This window comes from Curtobacterium sp. VKM Ac-1376, assembly GCF_015351025.1.
Lineage (GTDB): Bacteria > Actinomycetota > Actinomycetes > Actinomycetales > Microbacteriaceae > Curtobacterium.
Window position 1 is genome coordinate 365036 of the sequence record NZ_JADKRV010000001.1, and the last position, 22905, is coordinate 387940.

A 22905-nucleotide genomic window follows, 5' to 3' on the forward strand; every position below is an offset into this window, starting at 1 on the left:
TGGCACCGCGCCTCCAGGCCGCTCCGGGGGTGCGTTCTACGACAGCTTCTTGCTGTCCTCGAGCCAGCCCGCGAGCTTGGTCATGTAGTCGGCCTGGGATGCGTAGTCGAGGGCCGGGAACGTCCAGCTGTGCACCTGGCCGGCCTCGAGCGCGGCGTTGTCGGCGAAGGTCGGCTGCTTCTCCAGATCCGCGACCTGGTAGCCCTGCTGCGACAGCAGCAGCACGTCGCCGGTGATCTGGCCGGCGTTCTCCCACGAGTAGATGCCCCAGTAGAAGCCCTTCGGCTTCGGGTTCACGAAGTCGACGCCGTACGACGCGTACATCTGCAGGGACGGCTCGTCGGTCGGACGAGTGACGTACGCGCCGTCGCCGTCGGCGTACATCGAGACGACCGACAGGTCCTTGTCCTTCGCGACCTTCTCGAGCTCGTCGGCTGCGGTGTCGAAGCGCTCCTCGGCGGCGTCGACCGTCGACTCCTTCGCACCGAGCGACTCGGACAGTTCCGCGATCTCCTCGATGACGTCCTCGCCCTCGCCGCCCCACTTGACCTGGACGACGGGAGCGATCGCCGTGATCTGCTTCTCCTGCGCCGTGTCCTTGAAGCCGTAGCCGGGCTGCGTGGTGTCGAGCGTGCCCTTCGCGTCGGTCGGGTAGACCGAGGTCACGACGAGGTCGGGCTTCAGCGCGGCGAGCTGCTCGAGATCGATGTCGCCGTACGCGGTGCCGAGCTGGGTGATGCCGTCGGTGTCGAGGTCCTTGAACCGGGCGTCCTTCGCCATCGTCAGCTGGCCGAAGGTGGCGACGGGCTTCAGGCCGTACTCGATGAACGAGAGTGCGATGTCGTTCAGGACGACGACGCGCTTCGGCGTGTGGTCGACCTTCACGGTCGCACCGGTGGCGTCCTCGTACGACCAGGCACCGGACGAGGCGGTGTCGCCGTCGTTGTCGGAGTCGTTCGAGGTGCCGGTGCTCGAGCAGCCGGTCAGGAGGAGTGCCGAGACGGTCACGGAGGTCAGGAGGGCGGCGCGCAGGTGGCCACGTCGGAAGGTCTTCACGTTAGGAGAGGCTAACCTAAGTTCGCGGCACTCGCCAGCGCGTCTTCTGTTTTCGTGCTCGGGGCCGCGTGCTCGGTCGGGGCATCCGGAACGGGGTCGTGCTCGTCCGCCTCGGGCACGATCATCGGCGCACCGGTCACCGGGTCCGGGAACACACGGGCGTGCAGGCCGAAGGCGTGCTCGAGCAGTGCCGGGGTGAGGACCTCGTGCGGAGCGCCGTCGGCCACGACCCCGCCGTCGTGCAGCACGACGAGCCGGTCCGAGTACCGCGCCGCGAGCGACAGGTCGTGCAGCACCATGACGATCGTCGACCCCTGCTCGCGGTTCAGCCGGCGCACCAGGCGCAGGACCTCGAGCTGGTGGGCCAGGTCGAGGTAGGTCGTCGGCTCGTCGAGCAGGAGTGTCTCGGCCTGCTGCGCGACGACGAGGGCGATCCAGGCGCGCTGGCGCTGCCCGCCGGACAGGCTGGCGACGTCACGGTGCGCGACCTCGGTCAGCCCGGTGGCGGCGATCGCGTCCTCGGCGACGGCGGCGTCCTCGGCGGTCCACGGCTTCGCCCACGACTGGTGCGGGTTCCGACCGCGCATGACCAGGTCGAGCACGCTCGTGCCGGCCGGGGCGACGGGGGACTGCGGCAGGATCGCGAGCTTCCGGGCCACCTGGCGGTTCGGCTCCTTGCGGATCGGGACCCCGTCGAGGTGGACCTCGCCGGCCTGCGGCTTGAGGACACGGCCGAACGCCTTGAGCAGGGTCGACTTGCCGCAGCCGTTCGCGCCGAGGAACGTCGTGACCGAGCCGCGCTCGATGCGCAGGTCGAGGTCGCGCAGCACGGGGTGCCGGTCGTAGCCGACGGACAGGCCCTTGGCTTCGAGCACGGGGGTGTCGTGCTGGTGGTGTGTCGTCATCGGGACATCTCCTTGCGGTGACGGACGAGGAGCCAGATCAGGTACGGCGCCCCGATCACGGTGGTGATGATGCCGACCGGCACCTGCCACGGGAACGCGGATCGGGACAGCAGGTCGGCGGCGAGCACGAGCACGGCACCGAGGGTGCCGGCGAGCAGCAGGGGTGGGCGGTTCGTGCCGGCGAGCCGGAGCGCGACCTGCGGCACGACGAACGCGACGAAGCCGACGGGGCCCGCGGCGGCGACCGCGGCGGCGGTCAGCACGACCGCGAGCGTGATGACGAGCAGCCGGTGTCGCTGGACGCTCAGGCCGACACCGGTCGCGACCTCGTCGCCGAGCTGCCCGATGCCGAGCGCGGCACTCGTCGCCAGCGCGATGGGCACCGCGACCGCGGCCACGATCAGGAGTGGCCAGACGCTCTCCCACGAGGTGCTCGACAGGCTGCCGACGAGCCACTGGGACGCCGCGGTGGCGACCGTGATCTTGGCGCGGACGAGCAGGTAGCTCGTGACGGCGTCGAGGGTCGCGCTCACCCCGATGCCGACGAGCACGAGCCGGTAGCTCTGCACCCCGCCGCGCCATCCGAGGCCGTACACGACGACCGCCGCCAGCAGGGCACCGATCGTCGCGGCGACCGGGATTCCCCCGCCGAGCACGAGCGACGACACAGCGTACGTGCCGCCGCCCAGGACGATCGCCGCGACCGCTCCGACGCTCGCCCCCGCGGTGACGCCGATGATGTCCGGGGTGCCGAGCGGGTTGCGCGTGAAGGTCTGCGTGAGTGCGCCGGCGACGCCGAGGGTCAGGCCGACGAGTGCGCCGGTGAGCACGCGGGGCAGACGCAGGGTGGTGATGATGAAGGCGTCGGGCCCGGACTCGAGCCCGAGCAGGGAGCGCACCACGACCCCGGGGGCGATCCACGTCGAGCCGATCGCGACCCCGATGACGACGAGCACCAGGACGGCGACGAGCGAGGCGACCGTGTACCAGAACACCCGGGGGCGCCAGGCGAGCCCGATCGGTCCGATCCGGACGCCGGCGCGGCCCGGCGTGCGGTCGACGGTGTGGGCGGGGGCGTCACCGGCCGCGCGGTCGCCGGTGGGGCCGGGGGTGTCGCCGACCGCGCGGACCGCCGCGCCGCTCACAGCGACACCAGCGATCGGCGACGGGCCACGGCGACGAACACCGGGCCGCCGATGACGGCGAGCACGATGCCGACCTCGACCTCGGAGAACCCGCCGATCAACCGACCGATCACGTCGGCGAGCAGGACGAGCGCGGCACCGACCAGACCCGAGACCGGCAGGGTCCAGCGGTGGCCGGTGCCGACCAGGGCGCGGGCGACGTGCGGCACGGTCAGGCCGACGAACCCGATCGGACCGGCGGCCGCGGTCGCCCCGGCGGCGAGGAGCGTGATCCCGCCGAGACCGACCAGCCGCGCGACCAGCACGTTCTCGCCGAGGCCCTTCGCCAGCTCGGAGCCGAGACCGAGCGCGTCGAGTGCCCGGATGTTCAGGACCGCGAGCACCAGCCCGGCGGCCAGGAACGGCCACACCGCGGCGAGGATGTCGAGCTGACGGGCGGCGAGCGAGCCGACGACCCACAGCCGGTACGCGTCGAGCGACTCCTGGTCGGTCAGGACGACGAACGACGTCAGTGCGGCGAGCAACGCCGAGACCGCGGCCCCGGCCAGGGCGAGCGGCACCGGGCTCGCGGTGCCGCTGCCGGCGATGGTCACCGAGAACACCACGACACTGGCGACCAGCGCGCCGACCAGGGCGAACCACACGGTCGCGCTGGTGCTGGTCACCCCGAACACGTAGACGCCGAGGACGACCGCGAGCCCGGCACCGGACGAGACGCCGAACAGGCCGGGGTCGGCGAGCGGGTTCCGGGTGTGCCCCTGCATGAGCAGCCCGGCGATGCCGAGGGCCGCGCCGACCGCGGCGCCGATGAGCGTGCGCGGGATGCGGGAGCCCCACACGATCGCCTCGTCGGTGGTCGAGCCCGTGCGCGTCAGCCCTGCCCACACCTGGTCGATGCCGATCCGGTTGCTGCCGAGCAGCATGCTCGCGGCGGCCACCAGCACGAGGGCGACGACGAGGCCGACGATCAGCGCGACGCGTCGGCGCACCGCGGTCCGGTGGACGCCGAGGGCGCGGGAGGCGTCGGTGTCGAGGGCCTCCGGACCGGAAGCCAGGGTGGAAGAGGGGGCTGGCACGAAGATCATCTTAGGTTAGCCTTGCCTCATGGCGAAGACCCCGCGGCTCCTGCCGACGAACCCCCGGCTCTTCCGCGCCCGTGTCCTGCGGACCGAGCGGGTGACCCCTTCGATGCAGCGCGTCACCGTCACCGGCGACGATCTGCACGAGTTCGGGTACCTCGGGTTCGACCACTGGTTCCGCCTGTTCGTCCAGCGCCCCGACCAGGACGCCTTCCGGATGCCCGACCTGGACGGCAAGAAGTGGTGGCCGACGTTCCTCGGCATCCCCGAGGCCACCCGCCCGCACTGCGCGAACTACACGGTCGCCGCGTACCGCCTGCTCGCGGACGGCACCGCGGAGCTCGACATCGACTTCGTGGTGCACCTTGACCACCGTGGCGAGCTCGAGGGCCGCGCCGCCATCTGGGCCTGCGCCGCCCGCCCCGGCGACGAGCTCGCGATGCTCGACCAGGGCTGCATCTTCGACGTGCCCGACGGCACCAGCGAGGTCGTCGTCGCCGCCGAGGAGACCGGACTGCCCGGCGTGGTCGGCATCGCCGCGTCGCTGCCCCGCGACACCGTCGGCCGCATCATCCAAGAGGTCCCGACCGCCGCCGACATCCGCGACCTCGACGCCCCGGCCGGCGTGCAGGTGACGTGGATCGTGCGCCAGCCGGGTACGGTCCCCGGCAGCGGGGCACTCGCCGAGCTGCAGCGGCACGTGCCGTCCGACGACAGGGGCTACGCGTTCGTGGTCGGTGAGTCCCGGCTCGCCACCGAGGGGCGCCGCCACCTGCACCGCGCTGGCCTGCCGAAGTCGCGGATCACGTTCTCGGGCTTCTGGAAGCACGAGGCGAAGGTCTCCGTCCCCGCCTGACCCGCGCCCGTTCCTTCCCATGGCGACGCCCGGTTCCGCCAGGTACGCCCGGTTCCGCCCGGTCAGACCAGCCGCGCCGCGCCACGTGACGCAACAACGGACGGACGGGAGGCCCGGTGCCAGCTGGCACCGGGCCTCCCGTCCGTCGTGGGGTCGCGTCAGCCCTTGAGGCCGGAACCCGTCACGCCCTCCACGATCTGCCGCTGGAAGATCAGGTAGAGGATGATCAGCGGCAGCGCCGCGAGGATCGCACCGGCCTGGATGTCGGCGTAGCGCTGGCCGAAGCTGCCCTGCACCGTGGCGAGCCCGACCGGGATCGTCATGAGGTCCGGGTTCGACAGCACGAACAGCGGCAGCAGCAGGTTGTTCCAGACCCCGACGAAGGTCAGGATCGTCACCGCCGCGATCACCGGACGCGACAGCGGCAGGATGACGGACCAGTAGATCTTCCAGATGCCGGCGCCGTCGATGCGTGCCGCCTCCTCCAGCTCCTTCGGGATGCCGTCGAAGAACTGCTTGAAGATGAACACCGCGATCACGGCGGGCACCTGCGGGAAGATCACCGACCAGTAGGTGTTGAGCAGGCCGACGGCGTTGAGCTCCTGGAAGATCGGGATGATCAGCACCTGGGTCGGGATCATGATCCCGAGGATGATCAGCAGGAACGCGATGTTGCGGCCGCGGAACACGAGCCGGGACAGCGCGAACGCCGCCATCGACGCGAACAGCACGGTGAGCACGGCGGTGACGACGCTCGTGATGGCGCTGGCGAGGTACCAGTTCCAGATGTCGCCCGCCTGGAACAGCGACGAGTACGAGTGCAGCGTCGGGTTCCAGTTCGACAGGATCGCGTTCGCGCCGAGGGCGGCGACGCCGTTGTCGGACAGTGACGTCTTCAGGGCGAACACGCTCGGGATGAGCCAGATGATCGCGAACACCGTCAGGACGATCCCCGACGCGATCGTGAAGCCGCGCCCACTGACGCCGATCTTCGCGGCGCTCGTGGGAGCGGCCGAGGAGACGCCGGTGCGGAGCTTGCCGCGGCCGGTGGTGATGCTCTCGGTGGCGGTCATGTCAGGCCCCGATCTCTCGCTTGGCGGCAGCGCGCTCGACGAGCTGCCGGATGACCGCGATCGCCACGATCACGATGAACAGGAGGACCGACGCGGCCGATGCGGCACCGAGCCGGTTGTCGGTGAAGCCGACGCCGGTGATGAGCTGCAGCGAGACCTGGGTGGAGATGCCCGGGCCGCCGTTCGTCATCAGGTAGACCTGGTCGAAGATCTTCAGGCTCGCGATGATCTGCAGCAGGATGACCAGCGTCGTCGTGCGGCCGAGCAGGGGGAGCGTGATCGACTTGATCTGCTGCCAGTTCGACGCGCCGTCGACCGCAGCGGCCTCGTACAGCTCGCGCGGGATCTCCTGCAGACCGGCCAGGTAGAGCACGAAGTTGAAGCCGAGCGTCCACCACACGGTGGCGATCGCGACACCGATCATGGCCGTGTTCGGGCTCGACAGCATGCCGGAGCCCGGGGTCATGCCGATCGCCGACTGCAGGCTCGCCCACAGGCCGGTGGCCGGCGTGAAGATGAACACCCAGATCAGCGAGATGGTCGCCGACGGCAGGATGAACGGCAGGAAGAACGCAAGTCGGAAGAACCACTGACCGCGGTTCATCCGGTTGGTCAGCACGGCGAAGATGAACGCCAGGATGACGAGCGGCGGAGTCGTGTAGAGCGTGAACTGCAGGGTGTGCCAGAGCGACGACCAGAAGTCGGACCGCCCGAGCATCTCGGCGTAGTTCGCGAACCCGGCGAAGCTGCCGAGCCCGGTGCGGACCGTCGACGTGTTGAAGAAGCTCGTGACGATCATCCAGACCGTCGGGCCGAGCAGGAAGGCCACGTAGAACAGGCCGAAGGGGGCGAGGAACAGCCAGCCGCTGCGGCCCTGGCCGCTGCTGAGACTGTTCCGGTACGTACGGTTCCGGCGAAGACGCGGCGCGCTGGCCGCGTCGGTCGGCCGGTCGAGGACAGGTGCTGTGGTCACGTCATCGTGCCTTTCGCGCGGTGTTCACGGCGGTCGCGTGCCTGGTGCTGGTGCTGGTGCCGGTGCTGGTGATGGTGCGCCGGCCGGTCACGTGCCGGGTCACAGGGGGCTCGGGGTGTTGAGGTACGTCGCGAGCTGCGACTTGATGGCACGGAGCGCCTGCGCGGGGGACGAGCTGCCCTGCTGCACGAGGGCGAGCTGCGCGCCCACCGTGCCCTCGAAGGTCGACCCGGAACCGCCGTACCAGGCGGCGTCGTCGAACACGGCGGTCTCAGCAGCGGCCGCGTAGTTCGACTGCGGCTTGAGGTCCCGGTACTGCGTGCTGTCGAACGTCGGCATGTACGCCGGCACGTGTCCGCCCTCGGCCCAGGTCAGGCTCTGCTCGAGCATCTGCTTGATGAAGAGCAGGTGCTGCTTGCGCTGCTCGGGCGTGCGGGCCTTCTTCGGCAGGATGAACGTGTGCGAGTCCGCCTGGGTCGCCGGCTTGTCGTAGAGCTGGGGGATCGGCGCCATGCCGAACTTCAGCCCCTTGATCGACTGTGCGGTGCTGATCTCCCACTCGCCCTGCATGAAGAAGCCGGCCTTGCCGTCGAACATGAGCGACTGCGCGGTGGCGTAGTCGAGGGCCTTGTTCAGCCAGCCCTCCTTCACCCACTTCTGGGTGCGGCTCGTGACCTCGTTGTAGGCGTCCTCGTTCACGGTGAGCTCGGCGCCGCCCTTGCTGAGGAACGGGGTCGCGTCCTTGAGCTGGTTGTACATCGTCCAGAAGAAGCGCCACGGGGTGGCGGTCTCCGGCACGACGTTCGCGACGTTGAGGGCTGTGCCGCCGGTGACCTTCGAGACCGCGGCGAGGGCACGCTCGAAGGTGTCCATGCCGGACAGGTCCTTGAGGTTGCCGTCGCTGTCGAGCAGGCCGGCCTTCTTGCAGACGTCGACGTTGTAGAAGAGGACGAAGGGGTGGGTGTCGAGCGGGATCGCGATGTTGTTGCCGTCGGTCTTCTGCGCCGCCCAGGCCTTCTGGTTGAAGTCGGCCGCACTCAGGCCGACGCTCGCCAGGTCGTCCGAGGTGATCGGGTCGAGCAGGTCACCGTCCCAGAGCGGCTTCGCACGGGTCAGGTGCGCGATCGCGACGTCCGGTGGCTTGTTGCCGACGGTCGCCAGTGTCAGCTTCGAGTAGTACGGGTTGCCCCACGCGAACGTGGTGCCCTGCAGTGCACTCGAACCGCCGTGCTGCTTCGCGTAGCCGTCCTCCATCGCCTGCATGCGGACGCCGTCGCCGCCGCCGAAGAGGTTCCAGAAGACGAGCGTCTCGGGATTGAGGGCGCTGCCGGCGAGACCGGCGGCGAGCGGACTCGAGCAGGCGGCGAGCGGCAGGACCGTCGCAGCCGCCGCGCCGGCGGCGAGGAAGCCGCGGCGCGAGAGCCGCGACGCGGGTGTTGCGGGTGGGATCGGCATGGCATCACTCCATCGGGATGGGCCGGGCTCGGGAACAGGGTCGGTGCTCCCGCCGGGGCATCGCTGCTCCGGACACGGAGCGGTCTTCGGGTGCTCCGTGAGCGCTCACATTAGCGCCCGCTCCGATCATCCGCCACCCCTTTCGCGTCGGCGGCGAACCCGGTAGCGTTTCTGGCAGGTGAGCGCTCACTTTCGTGACGGCCCGCTTCGGTACCCGGAGTGTTCCCCGCCCCGCTCCCCGCACGAACCGCACTGCCACGATCGAAGGAGATCCATGCCCCGCACACACCTCGTCCTCGACGCCGCGTTCACCGTGGGGCCGGTGCGACGTCGCCTGTTCGGCGGGTTCGTCGAGCACCTCGGCCGCCATGTCTACGACGGCATCCACGAGCCCGCACACGAGACCGCCGACGAACACGGCTTCCGCAAGGACGTCGTCGAACTGGTCAAGGAACTCGGCGTCTCCGCCATCCGCTACCCCGGCGGCAACTTCGTCTCCGGCTACAAGTGGGAGGACGGCGTCGGCCCCGTCGAGCAGCGTCCGCGACGCCTCGACCTCGCCTGGCACTCGACCGAGACGAACGAGGTCGGCCTGCACGAGTTCCAGCACTGGCTCGACCAGGTCGGCTCCGAGCTCATGCTCGCCGTGAACCTCGGCACCCGCGGTACGCAGGAGGCCATCGAGCTGCTCGAGTACGCGAACATCGACGCCGGCACCGCGCTGTCCGAATACCGCCGTTCGAACGGTCGCCGGGACCCCTTCGCCATCACGATGTGGTGCCTGGGCAACGAGATGGACGGCCCGTGGCAGCTCGGCCACAAGAACGCCGACGACTACGGCAAGCTCGCGGCGATGACCGCGAAGGCCATGCGACAGATCCAGCCCGACCTGGAGCTCGTCGCCTGCGGTTCCTCGAGCGCGTCGATGCCGACGTTCGGCGAGTGGGAGCGCATCGTCCTCGAGCACACCTACGACGACGTCGACTACATCTCCGCGCACGCCTACTACGAGGAGGACGACGACCTGCCGTCGTTCCTCGCGTCGGGCGTCAACATGGACCACTTCATCAAGACGGTCACCACGGCCGCCGACCACGTCCAGGCGCAGAAGAAGTCCGACAAGCGCATCGACATCTCGTTCGACGAGTGGAACGTCTGGTCGATCAAGAAGTGGGAGGCGAAGGCCAAGAGCTTCACGCTCGACGAGTGGCCCGTCGCCCCGCGCCTGCTTGAGGACGTCTACACCGTCGCCGACGCCGTCGTCGTGGGTGGCCTGCTCATCTCGCTGCTGCGGCACGCGGACCGCGTCGCCTCGGCCTCGATCGCGCAGCTCGTCAACGTGATCGGCCCGATCATGACGGAGCCCGGCGGCCCGGCCTGGCGGCAGACGACCTTCTTCCCCTTCTCGGTCACCTCGCGCCTGGCGCAGGGCACCTCGCTGCAGATCAAGTCGACGGGTGACACGGTCGACGGCGGCAAGCACGGTGAGGTCCCGGTCGTGGACTCCGCCGCCACGGTCTCCGAGGACGGCAAGGCCGCGGTGTTCCTGGTGAACCGCCACCCGTCCGAGACGACCACGGTGACGATCGACCTCGCCGGCATCGGTGCGTCGGGCGACGTCCACGCCGAGGGTGTCTGGGACGACGACCTGCACGCCGTCAACGACCTGGCGAACACGTCGCGGGTGGGGCTCCGGACGAACGAGTCGGTCCGCCGCGAGGGCGACACCATCACGATCGAGCTCCCGCCGGTCTCCTGGACCGCCGTCTCGATCGGCTGAGAAGGCGCCTCGGCGCACGTCACGGCGGGCGTCGAGTGAGCACAGAGGACGTCGGGCGCTCGCGCCCGACGTCCTCTGCTCGTCGCGGGCGGGTAGGTGGGTGGGCCGCGCCGACGGCGGCCGGGAGGCCCGTGGCGGGCGGGCACCGGGCCTCCCGGCTGGCGTGTGGTCGCGAACGCGACAGATGTGCGCTGAGTGGGTCCGTCAGGTCCGCGAAAGCGACAGTTCTCCACGGATGTTCGGCGGCAGAGTGTCGCTCCGGGGAACGGGCCCGGCCGTGGCGTCAGCGCGCCGGCGGCGCCGCCGTGCTCGCGCGCTCGACCAGGCGCACCGGCACCAGGTCGGCGGCCACGCTGACCCGCTCGCCGTCGATCTGGGCGAGCAGGTTCGCGACCGCTCGGCGGCCGACCTCGTCGAACGACTGGTGCACGGTGGTCAGCGGCGGCCAGAACGAGTCGGACTCGGGGGAGTCGTCGAACCCCACCACGCTGAGCGACGACGGCACCGGCCGGCCGGACTCGTGTGCGGCGCGCAGGACCCCGAGCGCCGTCTGGTCGTTCGCGGCGAACACCGCGGTGATCTCCGGGCGTGCGGCGATCTCGAGCCCGGCCCGGTAACCGTCCTCCGTCGTCCACCCACCGTGGAAGACCGGCGGCACCGGGCGACCGGCGCGCTCCAGGGTGTCCTGCCACGCGGCGAGTCGACGGGCCGCCGAGTACGACGACTCCGGCCCGGCGACGTGCCAGACCGTCTCGTGGCCCAGGTCGAGCAGGTGCTGGGTCGCCTGCCGGGCGCCGTCGGCCTGGTCGGTGTCGATCGCGGGGTGCTCGGTGCTGCCGGTGGAGTCCACGATGACCATGGGCACGCCGTCGGGCAGCACGACCTCGGCCGTGTCGATGATGTGCGACTCGATGATGATCACGACGCCGTCGACGGCCTGTTCGTGCAGGCGTGAGAACGCGGAGCGCACGCCCTCTTCGGTCCGGGAGGCCATCGGCAGCAGGGTGATCGTGAAGTCCGCGGCCCCGGCGGCGTCGGCGATGGCCTCGAGCGTCCGCATGTTCCCGAAGGACGCCAGTGTGAACATGATCACGCCGATGGTGCGGAAGCGACCGGAGCGCAGGGCGCGGGCGGCACGGTTCGGGCGGTAGCCGAGCGACTCCATCGCGCGCTGGACCCGGTCGCGGGTGTCCGGGCTGACGTTGTCGAAGCCCCGGGCGACGCGCGAGACGGTCTGCATCGAGACCCCGGCAGCGTCGGCGACGGCGGCCATCGAGGGGGCGCGGCGGGTGCCGGCGGGGGTCTCCGTCGTCACGCTTGCGCTCCTTCCGGTCGAGGTTGCCGAGTGCTCGGCCTCCCCGGACGCTAGCGCATGTTGACGTTGCCATGCTATCGTCGCGACGGTTGGATGTTGACGTCAACATCGGTGACCGCCCGGACACCCCGATCCGGTCCGGGCCGTGACGCGACATCGACACCCGAACGCAGCAGACGAAGGAGTCACATGAGCACGCTCGCAGCGCGCCCCGGCGAGGCAGCACCGCGCCCCGCCGCACAGCGCCCCGCAGGCCGGCGCCCCAAGCCGCGCGGACGGTTCACCGGCTGGCTGTTCGTCGGCCCGTTCGTCGTCGTCCTGGTCCTGATGCTCATCGTGCCGATCGGGTACGCGCTCTGGCTCAGCCTGTTCCGCGACCAGCTCATCGGCGGCAACCAGTTCGTCTGGTTCGCCAACTACGTGCAGCTCGTCCAGGACGCCAAGTTCTGGTCCGGGTTCGGTCGGGTCGCGATCTTCCTGGTCGTCCAGGTGCCGATCATGCTGGGTCTCGCGCTCGTCGCCGCCCTGGCCCTCGACAGCGCCCGGCTCTGGGGCACGTCGTTCTTCCGCATCGCGGTGTTCCTGCCGTACGCCGTCCCCGGTGTCGTCGCCGCCCTGATCTGGGGCTTCATCTACGGCAACCAGTTCGGGTTGACGGGTGCCGCGAACGACGCGCTCGGCATCGACCTGCTGCAGCCGTTCAGCCCGAGCTGGGTGCTGACGTCGATCGGCAACGTGGTCACGTGGGAGTTCCTCGGCTACAACATGCTGATCTTCTACGCCGCACTGCGCACCGTGCCCGGTGAGCTGTACGAGGCGGCCGAACTCGACGGCGCCGGCCCCATGCGCACCGTGTTCTCCATCAAGCTGCCGGCCCTGCGCGGCCCGATGGTCATCGCCACGATCTTCTCGATCATCGGCAGCTTCCAGCTCTTCAACGAGCCGAACCTGCTCAAGACGCTCGCCCCGAACGTCATCGGCAGCGCCTTCACCCCGAACATGTACGCCTACTCGCTGTCCTTCAGCGGCCAGCAGTTCAACTACTCCGCCACCGTCGCGATCGTGATGGGCGTCATCACCGCGGTGATCGCCTACGTCGTCCAGGTCCGCGGCACCCGCGAGGAGAACCGATGAGCACCATCCAGCACCCCACCGGACCCGCGGCCGCCACGGCCACCGAGGCGACCACGACGCAGCGTTCGCCGCGCACCCGCTCGATCCGCGCCTCCCGGAAGACCGAGCAGCACGTCGACGGACGCAAGCCGAAGCGATCCGGTCTGCTGACCGCGGTCATGGTCGTCTTCGTCGTCTACTCGTTCGCGCCGCTGTTCTACCTGCTCGTGAACAGCACGAAGACGCAGGCGTCGCTGCTCTCCACGTTCGGCCTGTGGTTCGGCGGGGACTTCAACCTCTGGCAGAACATCGTCGACACGGTGACGTACAACGACGGCATCTTCCTGCAGTGGTTCGGCAACACGCTGCTCTACGTCGTCGTCGGTGCCGGCGGTGCGACCCTGCTCGCCACCGTCGCGGGCTACGGCATGGCGAAGTTCCAGTTCCCCGGCCGCCGCGCGGTCTTCGCCGTCGTCCTCGGTGCCATCGCGGTCCCCGGCACGGCGCTGGCGGTCCCGACGTTCCTGCTCTTCTCGCAGGTCGGCCTGACGAACACCCCCTGGGCGATCATCCTGCCGTCGCTCATCAGCCCGTTCGGCATGTACCTGGTCTGGACCTACGCGGTCGACGCGATCCCCGCCGAGCTCCTCGAGGCCGCCCGCATGGACGGCGCCGGTGAGTTCCGGATCTTCTTCACCATCGCGCTCCGCCTGCTCGCTCCCGGTGTCGTCACCGTCCTGCTGTTCGCGGTCGTCGCCACCTGGAACAACTACTTCCTGCCGCTCATCATGCTGAGCGACCCGAAGTGGTACCCGCTGACCGTCGGCCTGAACCAGTGGAACGCGCAGGCCACCGGGTCGGGCGCGCAGCCGATCTACAACCTCGTCGTCACGGGGTCGCTCCTCACGATCATCCCGATCGTGGTCGCGTTCCTCTTCCTCCAGCGCTTCTGGCAGTCCGGCCTCGCGGCCGGGTCCGTCAAGGCCTGATCCCTCGGACGGGAGGCCCGGGGCGACCCAGCCACGCGGCTCCCGGTCCGGTACACAGCAGCACCACCCCCTCCACGAAGAAGTGAAAGGCACTCCCATGAACAAGCGTCTCCGGCGCGGGCTCAGCGCCCTCGCCATCGGCGTCACCGCCGCGATCGCCCTCGCCGCGTGCGCCTCCGGCAGCTCCGGCTCCAGCGGCTCGGCCGACGACATCGACAAGGCCCTGAAGGACGGTGGCACCCTGACCTACTGGTCGTGGACCCCGTCGGCGAAGGCCCAGGTCGCGGCGTTCGAGAAGCAGTACCCCAAGGTGACGGTCAAGCTCGTCAATGCCGGCACCGGCGCGGACCAGTACACCAAGCTGCAGAACACGATCAAGGCCGGCTCGGGCGCCCCCGACGTCGCCCAGGTCGAGTACTTCGCGCTGCCGCAGTTCGCCCTGTCCGACTCGCTCCTGAACCTGTCGGGCTACGGCTTCGACTCGCTCGAGGACAAGTTCGCGAAGAGCACCTGGAGCTCGGTGTCGATCGACGACAAGGTCTACGGCCTGCCGCAGGACTCCGGGCCCATGGCGCTGTTCTACAACAAGACCGTCTTCGACAAGCACGACATCGCGGTGCCGAAGACGTGGGACGAGTACGTCACTGCTGCCAAGAAGCTGCACGAGGCCGACCCGAACGCGTACATCGCGGCCGACTCCGGCGACGCGGGCTTCACCACGAGCATGATCGCCCAGGCCGGTGGCACCCCGTTCACCACGGATGGCGACAAGGTGACCATCAACCTGCAGGACGAGGGCACCAAGAAGTGGACGAGCACCTGGAACGAGCTCGTCGAGCAGGGCCTGCTGTCGAAGACGGTCGGCTGGACGGACGACTGGTACAAGCAGCTCGGCAACGGTGAGATCGCCACGATGATCACGGGCGCCTGGATGCCCGGCAACCTGGAGTCCGGCGTCGCACAGGCCTCGGGTGACTGGCGCGTCGCCCCGATGCCGACCTACGACGGTGGTACCGCCCAGACCGCGAACAACGGCGGCAGCGCCGAGGTCGTCATGAAGCAGTCGAAGAACCCCGCCCTCGCCGCGGGCTTCCTCAAGTGGCTGAACTCCTCGAAGGAGTCGACGAAGGTCTTCATGGAGTCCGGCGGGTTCCCCTCGACCACCGCTGACCTCGACTCCGCGGCCTTCCTCGACGAGAAGCCGGAGTACTTCGGCGGCCAGCAGATCAACAAGGTGCTCGTCGACGCGTCGAAGTCCTCGGACAACGACTTCACGTACCTGCCGTACCAGGTGTACGCGAACAGCGTCTACGCCGACACCGTCGGCCAGGCGTACGAGAAGGGCACCTCGCTCGACGCCGGTCTCGAGGCCTGGCAGAAGGCCCTCGTGAAGTACGGCGAGGACCAGGGCTTCACGGTCTCGTCGAAGTAGTTCCCGGCACACCCCGCGGGGCCGTGCGGACACGTCCGCACGGCCCCGCTCCACGCCCGGCTCCGGCCGGCCATGAGAAGGTCACACCATGCGCTTCGCCATCGGCGACACCGACTTCCTGCTCGACGGCGAGCCGCACCGGATCCTGTCCGGTGCGATCCACTACTTCCGCGTGCACCCCGATCTGTGGGCCGACCGCATCCGCAAGGCGAAGCTGATGGGCCTCAACACCATCGAGACCTACGTCGCCTGGAACGCGCACGCGCCGTCGCCCGGCGTCTTCGATCTGACCGGCGGCCTCGACCTCGGCCGGTTCCTCGACCTGATCGCCGCCGAGGGCATGCACGCCATCGTCCGCCCCGGCCCCTACATCTGTGCCGAGTGGACGAACGGCGGTCTGCCGTACTGGTTGTTCGCGGACGGCTCGGTGGGCGTCCGACGCAACGAGCCCGGGTTCCTCGCAGCGGTCGAGACGTACCTGCAGCACCTGGCCCCCGTGCTGGTCCCGCGGCAGATCGACCAGGGCGGGCCCATCGTCCTGGTGCAGGTCGAGAACGAGTACGGCGCCTACGGCTCCGACCCGTCCTACTTGCGGGCTCTTGAGCAGATGCACCGTTCGATCGGCCTGACGGTCCCGTTCACGAGCGTCGACCAGCCGATGGGCACCATGCTCGAGGACGGTTCGCTGCCGTCCCTGCACAAGACCGGCTCGTTCGGATCGCGCTCGGCCGCCCGCCTCGAGCGCTTGCGCCAGGCCCAGCCGACCGGCCCCCTGATGTGCTCGGAGTTCTGGGACGGCTGGTTCGACAGCTGGGGTGAGCACCACCACACCACGCCGGCGTCTGCCAGTGCCGAGGACCTCGACGTGCTGCTCGCCGCCGGTGGCTCGGTCAACATCTACATGTTCCACGGCGGCACGAACTTCGGCTTCACCAACGGCGCCAACGACAAGGGCGTCTACCGCCCGATCGCGACGTCGTACGACTACGACGCCCCGCTCGACGAGGCCGGTCGGCCGACGCCGAAGTTCCACGCCTTCCGGTCGGTGATCGAGCGCTACGCGCCCGTCCCGCCGCTGCCCGCGTCGATGGAGCCGGGTGGTTCGGGTCGGCTCGCGTCCGATGCGCCGGACGGAGTCGGCCTGGAGGCCCGGATCACCCCCGCCACGGACCTCGCCGTCCGTCTGGACCGCGTCGCGTCGCTCCGCTCCCTGCTGCCCACCCTCACGACGTGGTCCGCGCACGACGAGCCGCCGACCTTCGACTCCCTCGGGGCCGCGAGCGGCTTCGTCGCCTACCGAACCGAGGTCGACCTGCCCGCCGGTGGCGTGCTCACCGTCGGCACCGAGGTGCGCGACCGCGCGATCGTCTCCGTCGACGGTGTCGTCGTCGGTGTCCTGGAGCGCGAGCACCACGACCGTGCCATCACCCTGCCGGTGGTGACCGGCACGCTCGAACTCCTCGTCGAGGACCAGGGCCGCGTCGACTACGGCGTCCGGATCGGTGAGCCGAAGGGACTGATCGGGGGCGTTGCGATCGACGGCGCTCCGGTCGCACGGTGGACCGCGTCCCCGCTCGCGCTCGACCCGATCGCACCCGCGGCGGTCGCCGCGCTGTCCGAGGCCACACGGACCGGCGGTGACGTGCTCGCCGGTCCGACCTTCGCCGCGGGGTCGTTCGACCTCGGTACCGTGGACGACCGCTACCTGTCGCTCGACGGGTTCCGCAAGGGTGTCGCCTGGGTCAACGGGTTCTGCCTCGGTCGATACTGGTCACGGGGGCCGCAGCAGACCCTGGCGATCCCGGGGCCGGTGCTCCGCGAGGGCCGGAACGAACTCGTCGTGCTCGAGTTGCACGCCGCCGCGTCGCGCACGGCGTGCCTGCTCCTCGAGCCGCACCTGGGGCACACCGAGGCTTAGTCGGCGGACCAGGTACGCCCGATTCTGCTCCCCATCGCGAGCGTCATGGGACGTTTCGGACCTCGTGAGCTGCTGCCCAGGCTCGAACCTGGAGCAGCGCCTCGCGTCGCCAGAGCGGGGCGAACTTCGTGCCGCGACGAGGGCGACTCCGAGCACGAGGACGAAGCCCCGCGCGGATGCCCCGGGCACGAGCGCCACGGCAGCGAGCGTGATTCCGGTGCCGATGAGGACCGGTCCGAACACGACGAGGCTCAGGAGCCGTTCGAAGCGAGGCGGCCGGATCGTGGTCACGGCAGGGCGTCCAGGTCGGCCAGGGCTCGCTCGGCGTCGGCGATCCGGTCGGCCTCGGGGCGCGTCCACCACTCGGGGCCGCGTTCGCCCAGCCCGTGCTTGGCCAGGCCGTTCCGGTGCCGTGCCGCCGCCAACGCAGCGTCGTCGCCCGCACGCTTCGCGGTCTTCACGGCGTTCCGCCCGCGGCCCAGGTGGGAGCGGAGCGCGGCGGCGAGTTCCTCGGGCAGGGCGGGGTCGGTCCGGCGCCAGCGTCGGCCGTCCACGACGAAGAAGTGGTCGTCGGGTTCGGCGGTCATGGTCCGAGTCTGCACCGTCGGTGGTCCCGGGTAGACAGGAGCCGATGAGCCACGAACGCGTCCGCCCGATGCTCGACGTCCGACGCATCTACGCCGAGCCGGCCGCCCTCGAACTGCAGCGTGGGCAGGAGATCGTCGGGCGCTGGCCGGACGCCGAGATCGTCCCCGTCGAGTCGCACTGGAACATCCCCGAGGTGCACGGCGACGAACGGAACGTCCAGCGCTGGGTGCGGATCAAGACCGAGGCGCTCGTGCTCGGCGTGAAGAAGTCGCTGGTGACCCGGCCGAACGGCCGCTCCGCCGACTTCATCGCGCCGTCGACCGCGAACGGCTGCGCCATGGCGTGCGCGTACTGCTACGTGCCGCGGCGCAAGGGCTACAGCAACCCGGTGACGGTCTTCGCGAACATCGACCAGATCACGAAGCACGTGGCCCGGAACATCGCCAAGCAGGGGCCGAAGACCGAGCCGAACCAGTGCGACCCGGAATCCTGGGTCTACGACATCGGTGAGAACAGCGACTGCTCGGTCGACGCGATGATCAGCGACAACGTCCGAGACCTCTGCGACCTGTTCCGGATGACCCCGACGGCCAAGGCCTCGTTCGCCACGAAGTACGTCAACCGCGACCTGCTCGACTGGGACCCGATGGGCCGGACCCGCGTCCGCTTCTCGCTCATGCCGCACGAGACCGCGAAGGTCACCGACATCCGGACCAGCCCGATCGCCGAGCGGATCGCCGCGGTGAACGACTTCGTCGACGCCGGGTACGAGGTGCACCTGAACTTCTCGCCGGTCATCCTCACCCCGACGTGGGAGTCGGACTGGGCAGCGCTGCTCCGGCAGGTCGGTGAGGTGCTGTCACCGGCAGCCAAGGCCCAGCTCGCCGCCGAGGTGATCTTCCTGACGCACAACCAGCCCCTGCACGAGGTCAACCTCGGGTGGCACCCCAAGGCCGAGGACCTGCTGTGGCGCCCGGACCTGCAGGAGCAGAAGGTGTCGCAGAACGGTGCCGTGAACGTGCGCTACCGGTCCGGCATGAAGGGGCAGCTCGTCGAGCGCTTCCGCGAACTCGTGGCCGAGCACCTGCCGTCCTGCCGGATCCGGTACGCCTTCTGATCGGGACCGGGCTCGATCAGGGGATGAGGCGGTCGGCACGGTAGCGGTCGAACAGCTCGGCGAACGCCCGCTCGGTGCGACGGAACGCGGTGAACCCGGCCTCGCGGCTCTTGCCCATGTCCGTGACGACCTCCATCGCGCGTCCCAGGTCGGCATCGGTGTGCCACCACGAGGCGAGCCGGGTGATGTCCGCCTCGGCGAGACCGTGGCGCTCGGCGATGCCGGGCCACTCGGACTCGTAGGGGGCCATCTGCTGTTCGAGCGGTCGCGGGGCGTCCTCGTAGCCGACCACGCGTGCCGGGTCGACGCCGAGGTGCGCGGCCAGGCGCGGCCACATCCAGCGCCACCGGAAGACGTCGCCGTTGACGATGTTGAACGGCTCGTCCGCACCCTCGGGTGACGTCGCTGCCCAGACCATGTGCTCGGCGAGGATCCCGGCGTCGGTCATGTCGGTCAGGCCGTTCCACTGCGCCTCGCTGCCCGGGAACACGAAGTCCAGGTCGAGCTCCTTCGCCAGCGTGGCCTGCACGGCGAGTGTGAGGCCCATGTTCATGGCGTTGCCGACCGCGTGTCCGATGACGGTGTGCGAGCGGTGCACGGACCAGGTGAACCCCTGGCGTTCGGCGGCTGCGAAGAGCTCGTCCTCCTGCGCGTAGTAGAAGTTCGGGGTGTCGAGGCGCGGCTCCTCCTCGTGGAAGGGGGTGTCGGGCATCTCGCCGGCGGCGTACGCCTCGAACGGGCCGAGGTAGTGCTTCAGGCCGGTGACCAGGGCGACGTGCTCGAGCGGAGCGTGCGACAGCGCCGCGAGCAGGTCGCGGACCATGCCGCCGTTCACGCGGATGTTCTCCGCCTCGGTGTCCTGCCGCTGCCAGGCGGTGAAGAAGACGTGTGTCGGGTGTTCGTCGGCGAGTGCGGCCGCCAGGCTCTCGGGGTCGCGCAGGTCGGCTGCGACGGTCCGGACACCCTGTTCGGCGAGCGGTCGGCGGGAGAGCGCCGTCACGTCCCATCCGAGGTCGAGCAGGTGGCGCACCAGGGCGGAACCCGTGATGCCGCTGGCTCCGACGACCAGGGCTTCGCGGCGGGCAGGAGTCTGTTCGGTCGATCCGGTTGCAGTCATCCATCGATGCAACCCACGTTGGACGACACGTGTTCCCTCCCCGCGTGCCGTCCGGCGCGGAGTGTGCACAAAAACGCACCACATGTACCGCTGATCGGTCACTTCTTGCGGAGGCATCGACATGCAACTCGTGAAACCACTCGCCACACTGCTGGGGCCACGCAGGCTGACGCGCTCCGCGTCCTCGCCCGGACCGATTCCGGCATGACCGGACGACAGGTTGCGCGGGTCGCGGGCGCTGCGCAGCACACCGGCATCAAACGCGCGCTCGACAAGCTCGAGGCAGCAGGGCTCGTGCAGGTCGAGCGTGGTCTCCAGCGCTCGGCCTACCGGGTCAACCGGGAACACCTGCTCTGGCCGGCGGTGGAACTCGGCCTCGAAGCCGGCGACGAACTCGAACGTCGGATCGGCGCGTACGTCGAGTCGGCGGAGGCCGGGGTCCTCTCGGTCTCGATCTTCGGGTCGGTCGCCCGGGGCACCGCGACGCCGGCGTCCGACCTGGACCTCCTCGTCGTCTTCGAGCAGACCGTCGACACCGACGTCGTCGTCCGCCTCGGTGACCTCGTCCGGCGGTGGACGGGGAACGAGTGCCAGGTGTTCGACGTGACTCGCGCTGATCTCCGTCGGTTCGTGGCCGAGGGAGACCCGCTCGTCGGGTCGTGGCGAGAAGAAGCCCGAACAGTCTTCGGCGAGGAGATCAGGACGTACATCTGATGGCGGCTCGCGTGCGCCGTCGACAGGGCAGCAGTCGCGATGCGCCGAGACGAAGCGCAGCCCTACCTCGAGGTCGCGCTCCTCTCCGTCGAGTCGACGAGTCACGCGGACTGGAAGGCCGCCGGTGCGAACGCTGTGCTCGGCGGGATCGCGGTGTCGGACGCTCTTTGCGGCGCGATCCTCGGCTACCACCACCTCGGTGACGACCACGCTGCCGCTCGTCGGCTGCTCGACCAGGCCTGCACCGGACACGCGACCCGGCCTGCACGTCAAGCGGCTGACCGATGAGAAGACGAACTTCCAGTACTCGACGTCGCGCGTGACCCAGAAGAAGACACGGGCGCTGGTGACCGCGCTCGAACGGCTCATCCGCACGGTTCACGAGCGCACCTGAAACAGGCGCGCCGCGACTAGGATCACCGCGGACGACGGATGCGGATCGGACCCTTGGCGGTCGACGGGTCGACGACGGACCCGCCCTGGGTGATCTCGACCTCGCCGCGCGCCACCATGCGCCGGGCAGCTCGACGTGCCGGCTCCATCAGCGGTCGCCAGTCGTCGGGGTCGAGCGAGCGCGCGACCTCGGACGGGCAGATGCTCGAGGTCCGCGCCCGCGCGGCCAGCAGTTCGTCGATGCGCTGCTCGAGGGCCCGGTCGGTGTCGTCCAGACCGTGCCGCCGGCAGGCTCCGGAACACCACTTCGCCTCCGGCGCCGCCGACGACGGCATCCGGCGTCCGCACCCGTCACAGGTGCGCTCGGCGTGTGCCGACCCCGACGCCGTCGCGTCCGCTTCCGTCCTGATCGACCGTCCCATCGCTCCATCCTCGTCCTGAGGTGCACCTCGGCACACAGCGACCACGCACGCGGCCCAGGTGCGCCTGGCAGCATCGGTGCGGTGAACGCCGACACCGCACCCGCCCGTCCGTCCGAGCCCTCGTGGGTCGAGCACGTGATGTGGTGGCACGTCTACCCGCTCGGCTTCGTCGGCGCCGAGGTCCGACCGACGACACCCGTGGCGGAGCGACCGGTCGAGCACCGCCTCGGTCGCCTGGCCGGGTGGCTCGACCACGTCGTCGACCTCGGGCTGAACGGGCTGCTGCTCGGTCCGGTGTTCGCGAGCTCGACCCACGGGTACGACACGGTCGACCACTTCCGCATCGACCCGCGCCTGGGTGACGACGCCGACTTCGACGCCCTGGTCGCCGCGGCGCACGAGCGGGGCGTGCGGGTGCTGCTGGACGGGGTGTTCAACCACGTCGGCCGTGAGCACCCGGCCTTCACCGTGTTGTCCGATCACGGCCCGGAGGCGCCGACCGCCGACCTGTTCGCCATCGATTGGTCCGGGTGGCAGCCGGGGCAGCCCGTGCCCGTCGGGCTGTTCGAGGGCCACGACATCCTCGTCGCGCTCGACCACGACAGCCGCGCCACCGAGGACCTCGTGGTGGAAGTGATGACGCACTGGCTGGACCGCGGGGTGGACGGCTGGCGACTCGACGCGGCGTACGCGGTGCCGCCGGCGTTCTGGGCGCAGGTGCTGCCGCGGGTGCGGGAGCGGTTCCCGGACGCCTGGTTCAGCGGCGAGGTGATCCACGGCGACGCGGCGGCGATCGCGCGCGACTCGACGATGGACTCGCTGACCCAGTACGAGCTGTGGCAGGGGATCTGGCACGGCATCGCGGACCGCAACGGCCACGAGCTCGCGCACGCGATCGAGCGGCACGACGCCCTGCTGGCCACCTTCGCCCCGACGACGTTCGTCGGCAACCACGACGTCACCCGGATCGTGAGCGCGGTGGGGGAGCGGTTTGCCGGGCACACGGCCGCAGTGCTGTTCACGGTGGCGGGGACCCCGGTTCTCTACGCCGGCGACGAGTACGGCTTGACCGGGGTGAAGGAGGAACGCGAGGGCGGCGACGACGCGGTCCGACCGGAGTTCCCGGACCAGGCGCCGGAACCCACGGCGCTGACCCACGCGTACGAGGCGCTCATCGCCCTGCGCCGCCGGAACCCCTGGCTGCACCGCGCCCACACCGACGTCGTGCACCTGACCAACACCGCCGTGGTGCTGCGGACCGCGACGGCGGACGCCGCCGTGGTGACCGCCCTGAACCTGGCGGACGACCCCGTCCAGGTGCCCACGGCTGATGCGACGCAGGTGGAGACGGGTGGAGCGGATCTCGAGGACGGGACCCTGCGCCTCCCGGCCGCGGGGTGGGCTGTCCTGTCCCGCTGAACCGCCAAAGCGACAGAAGTGCGCGGATGTTCCGCGCACATCTGTC

General features: G+C 70.1%; 21 protein-coding genes. 10 read left to right on the forward strand and 11 right to left on the reverse strand.

The genetic code is table 11. The features are described 5' to 3' along the window. Window positions 1-36: 36 nt before the first annotated feature. Genes ITJ56_RS01780 through ITJ56_RS01795 form a run of 4 tightly spaced genes read right to left on the reverse strand, consistent with a single transcriptional unit; the run spans window position 37 to window position 4182 of the window. A complete protein-coding gene (locus ITJ56_RS01780) occupies window positions 37-1056 on the reverse strand; it encodes an ABC transporter substrate-binding protein (protein ID WP_194626935.1) in 1020 nt (339 codons plus the stop codon). A gap of 11 nt (window positions 1057-1067) precedes the next feature. Further along, window positions 1068-1961: an ABC transporter ATP-binding protein gene (locus ITJ56_RS01785; protein ID WP_194626937.1), complete on the reverse strand. Its 894-nt coding sequence runs from the start codon at window positions 1959-1961 to the stop codon at window positions 1068-1070. Beyond that, on the reverse strand, window positions 1958-3106 hold the full coding sequence (locus ITJ56_RS01790; RefSeq protein WP_323749689.1) for an iron ABC transporter permease: 1149 nt from the start codon (window positions 3104-3106) through the stop codon (window positions 1958-1960). The genes ITJ56_RS01785 and ITJ56_RS01790 overlap by 4 nt, the downstream gene beginning before the upstream one ends. Then, the gene (locus ITJ56_RS01795) at window positions 3103-4182 is read right to left on the reverse strand and encodes an iron ABC transporter permease (protein ID WP_323749690.1); all 1080 of its coding nucleotides are present in this window, start codon (window positions 4180-4182) and stop codon (window positions 3103-3105) included. Before ITJ56_RS01795 ends, ITJ56_RS01790 begins: the two co-directional genes overlap by 4 nt. A gap of 28 nt (window positions 4183-4210) precedes the next feature. On the opposite strand from ITJ56_RS01795, the gene ITJ56_RS01800 reads away from it, so the two are divergent. Further along, window positions 4211-5041: a siderophore-interacting protein gene (locus tag ITJ56_RS01800; protein ID WP_194626940.1), complete on the forward strand. Its 831-nt coding sequence runs from the start codon at window positions 4211-4213 to the stop codon at window positions 5039-5041. Window positions 5042-5199: 158 nt separating this feature from the next. Here the strand turns inward: ITJ56_RS01800 and ITJ56_RS01805 are convergent, their stop codons facing one another. The 3 genes from ITJ56_RS01805 to ITJ56_RS01815 all read right to left on the reverse strand — a co-directional run bounded on the left by ITJ56_RS01805 (window position 5200) and on the right by ITJ56_RS01815 (window position 8542). Further along, entirely contained in the window at window positions 5200-6114 is a 915-nt protein-coding gene (locus tag ITJ56_RS01805; protein ID WP_194626942.1) for a carbohydrate ABC transporter permease, read from the reverse strand. A 1-nt stretch (window position 6115) separates the two neighbouring features. After that, window positions 6116-7087, reverse strand: coding sequence for a carbohydrate ABC transporter permease (locus ITJ56_RS01810; protein WP_194626944.1), 972 nt, complete (start codon window positions 7085-7087; stop codon window positions 6116-6118). A 99-nt stretch (window positions 7088-7186) separates the two neighbouring features. Continuing rightward, window positions 7187-8542, reverse strand: coding sequence for an extracellular solute-binding protein (locus ITJ56_RS01815; protein WP_194626946.1), 1356 nt, complete (start codon window positions 8540-8542; stop codon window positions 7187-7189). A gap of 274 nt (window positions 8543-8816) precedes the next feature. Between ITJ56_RS01815 and ITJ56_RS01820 the strand changes: the two genes are divergently transcribed. Then, on the forward strand, window positions 8817-10322 hold the full coding sequence (locus ITJ56_RS01820; protein WP_194626948.1) for an alpha-N-arabinofuranosidase: 1506 nt from the start codon (window positions 8817-8819) through the stop codon (window positions 10320-10322). Window positions 10323-10605: 283 nt separating this feature from the next. Here the strand turns inward: ITJ56_RS01820 and ITJ56_RS01825 are convergent, their stop codons facing one another. Further along, complete coding sequence (locus ITJ56_RS01825; RefSeq protein WP_323749691.1) at window positions 10606-11637, reverse strand: LacI family DNA-binding transcriptional regulator; 1032 nt, start codon at window positions 11635-11637, stop codon at window positions 10606-10608. 189 nt (window positions 11638-11826) lie between these two features. On the opposite strand from ITJ56_RS01825, the gene ITJ56_RS01830 reads away from it, so the two are divergent. From ITJ56_RS01830 to ITJ56_RS01845, 4 genes are all read left to right on the forward strand, one after another. Then, window positions 11827-12771, forward strand: coding sequence for a carbohydrate ABC transporter permease (locus ITJ56_RS01830; RefSeq protein WP_194626950.1), 945 nt, complete (start codon window positions 11827-11829; stop codon window positions 12769-12771). Beyond that, window positions 12768-13739 carry a carbohydrate ABC transporter permease gene (locus ITJ56_RS01835; RefSeq protein ID WP_228516915.1) on the forward strand — a complete coding sequence of 324 codons (972 nt, stop codon included), beginning with the start codon at window positions 12768-12770 and terminating at the stop codon, window positions 13737-13739. Before ITJ56_RS01830 ends, ITJ56_RS01835 begins: the two co-directional genes overlap by 4 nt. Window positions 13740-13836: 97 nt before the next feature. Beyond that, a complete protein-coding gene (locus tag ITJ56_RS01840) occupies window positions 13837-15171 on the forward strand; it encodes an ABC transporter substrate-binding protein (RefSeq protein WP_194626952.1) in 1335 nt (444 codons plus the stop codon). An 88-nt stretch (window positions 15172-15259) separates the two neighbouring features. Next, window positions 15260-17089 carry a glycoside hydrolase family 35 protein gene (locus ITJ56_RS01845; RefSeq protein WP_194626954.1) on the forward strand — a complete coding sequence of 610 codons (1830 nt, stop codon included), beginning with the start codon at window positions 15260-15262 and terminating at the stop codon, window positions 17087-17089. Between the two features lie 287 nt (window positions 17090-17376). Here the strand turns inward: ITJ56_RS01845 and ITJ56_RS01850 are convergent, their stop codons facing one another. Next, window positions 17377-17676: a biopolymer transporter Tol gene (locus ITJ56_RS01850; RefSeq protein WP_194626956.1), complete on the reverse strand. Its 300-nt coding sequence runs from the start codon at window positions 17674-17676 to the stop codon at window positions 17377-17379. 44 nt (window positions 17677-17720) lie between these two features. On the opposite strand from ITJ56_RS01850, the gene ITJ56_RS01855 reads away from it, so the two are divergent. Then, a complete protein-coding gene (locus ITJ56_RS01855) occupies window positions 17721-18794 on the forward strand; it encodes a spore photoproduct lyase family protein (RefSeq protein ID WP_194626958.1) in 1074 nt (357 codons plus the stop codon). Window positions 18795-18810: 16 nt separating this feature from the next. Here the strand turns inward: ITJ56_RS01855 and ITJ56_RS01860 are convergent, their stop codons facing one another. Beyond that, on the reverse strand, window positions 18811-19911 hold the full coding sequence (locus ITJ56_RS01860) for an SDR family oxidoreductase (RefSeq protein WP_194626960.1): 1101 nt from the start codon (window positions 19909-19911) through the stop codon (window positions 18811-18813). Between the two features lie 204 nt (window positions 19912-20115). On the opposite strand from ITJ56_RS01860, the gene ITJ56_RS01865 reads away from it, so the two are divergent. Next, entirely contained in the window at window positions 20116-20625 is a 510-nt protein-coding gene (locus tag ITJ56_RS01865; RefSeq protein ID WP_194626962.1) for a nucleotidyltransferase domain-containing protein, read from the forward strand. A 199-nt stretch (window positions 20626-20824) separates the two neighbouring features. Then, entirely contained in the window at window positions 20825-21019 is a 195-nt protein-coding gene (locus ITJ56_RS01870) for a hypothetical protein (protein WP_194626964.1), read from the forward strand. Between the two features lie 22 nt (window positions 21020-21041). Here ITJ56_RS01870 and ITJ56_RS01875 read toward each other — a convergent pair whose 3' ends face one another. After that, the gene (locus ITJ56_RS01875) at window positions 21042-21440 is read right to left on the reverse strand and encodes a DUF3253 domain-containing protein (protein WP_194626966.1); all 399 of its coding nucleotides are present in this window, start codon (window positions 21438-21440) and stop codon (window positions 21042-21044) included. A gap of 81 nt (window positions 21441-21521) precedes the next feature. Here ITJ56_RS01875 and ITJ56_RS01880 point away from each other — a divergent pair, with 81 nt between their 5' ends. Continuing rightward, complete coding sequence (locus ITJ56_RS01880; protein ID WP_323749692.1) at window positions 21522-22859, forward strand: alpha-amylase family glycosyl hydrolase; 1338 nt, start codon at window positions 21522-21524, stop codon at window positions 22857-22859. Window positions 22860-22905: the final 46 nt, after the last annotated feature.

Coding starts and splice junctions, on each gene's coding strand:
- ITJ56_RS01785 (WP_194626937.1), bottom strand. CDS start 1,961: ATGACGACACACCACCAGCACGACACCCCCGTGCTCGAAGCCAAGGGC.
- ITJ56_RS01800 (WP_194626940.1), top strand. CDS start 4,211: ATGGCGAAGACCCCGCGGCTCCTGCCGACGAACCCCCGGCTCTTCCGC.
- ITJ56_RS01805 (WP_194626942.1), bottom strand. CDS start 6,114: ATGACCGCCACCGAGAGCATCACCACCGGCCGCGGCAAGCTCCGCACC.
- ITJ56_RS01815 (WP_194626946.1), bottom strand. CDS start 8,542: ATGCCGATCCCACCCGCAACACCCGCGTCGCGGCTCTCGCGCCGCGGC.
- ITJ56_RS01820 (WP_194626948.1), top strand. CDS start 8,817: ATGCCCCGCACACACCTCGTCCTCGACGCCGCGTTCACCGTGGGGCCG.
- ITJ56_RS01830 (WP_194626950.1), top strand. CDS start 11,827: ATGAGCACGCTCGCAGCGCGCCCCGGCGAGGCAGCACCGCGCCCCGCC.
- ITJ56_RS01835 (WP_228516915.1), top strand. CDS start 12,768: ATGAGCACCATCCAGCACCCCACCGGACCCGCGGCCGCCACGGCCACC.
- ITJ56_RS01840 (WP_194626952.1), top strand. CDS start 13,837: ATGAACAAGCGTCTCCGGCGCGGGCTCAGCGCCCTCGCCATCGGCGTC.
- ITJ56_RS01845 (WP_194626954.1), top strand. CDS start 15,260: ATGCGCTTCGCCATCGGCGACACCGACTTCCTGCTCGACGGCGAGCCG.
- ITJ56_RS01850 (WP_194626956.1), bottom strand. CDS start 17,676: ATGACCGCCGAACCCGACGACCACTTCTTCGTCGTGGACGGCCGACGC.
- ITJ56_RS01855 (WP_194626958.1), top strand. CDS start 17,721: ATGAGCCACGAACGCGTCCGCCCGATGCTCGACGTCCGACGCATCTAC.
- ITJ56_RS01860 (WP_194626960.1), bottom strand. CDS start 19,911: ATGACTGCAACCGGATCGACCGAACAGACTCCTGCCCGCCGCGAAGCC.
- ITJ56_RS01865 (WP_194626962.1), top strand. CDS start 20,116: ATGACCGGACGACAGGTTGCGCGGGTCGCGGGCGCTGCGCAGCACACC.
- ITJ56_RS01875 (WP_194626966.1), bottom strand. CDS start 21,440: ATGGGACGGTCGATCAGGACGGAAGCGGACGCGACGGCGTCGGGGTCG.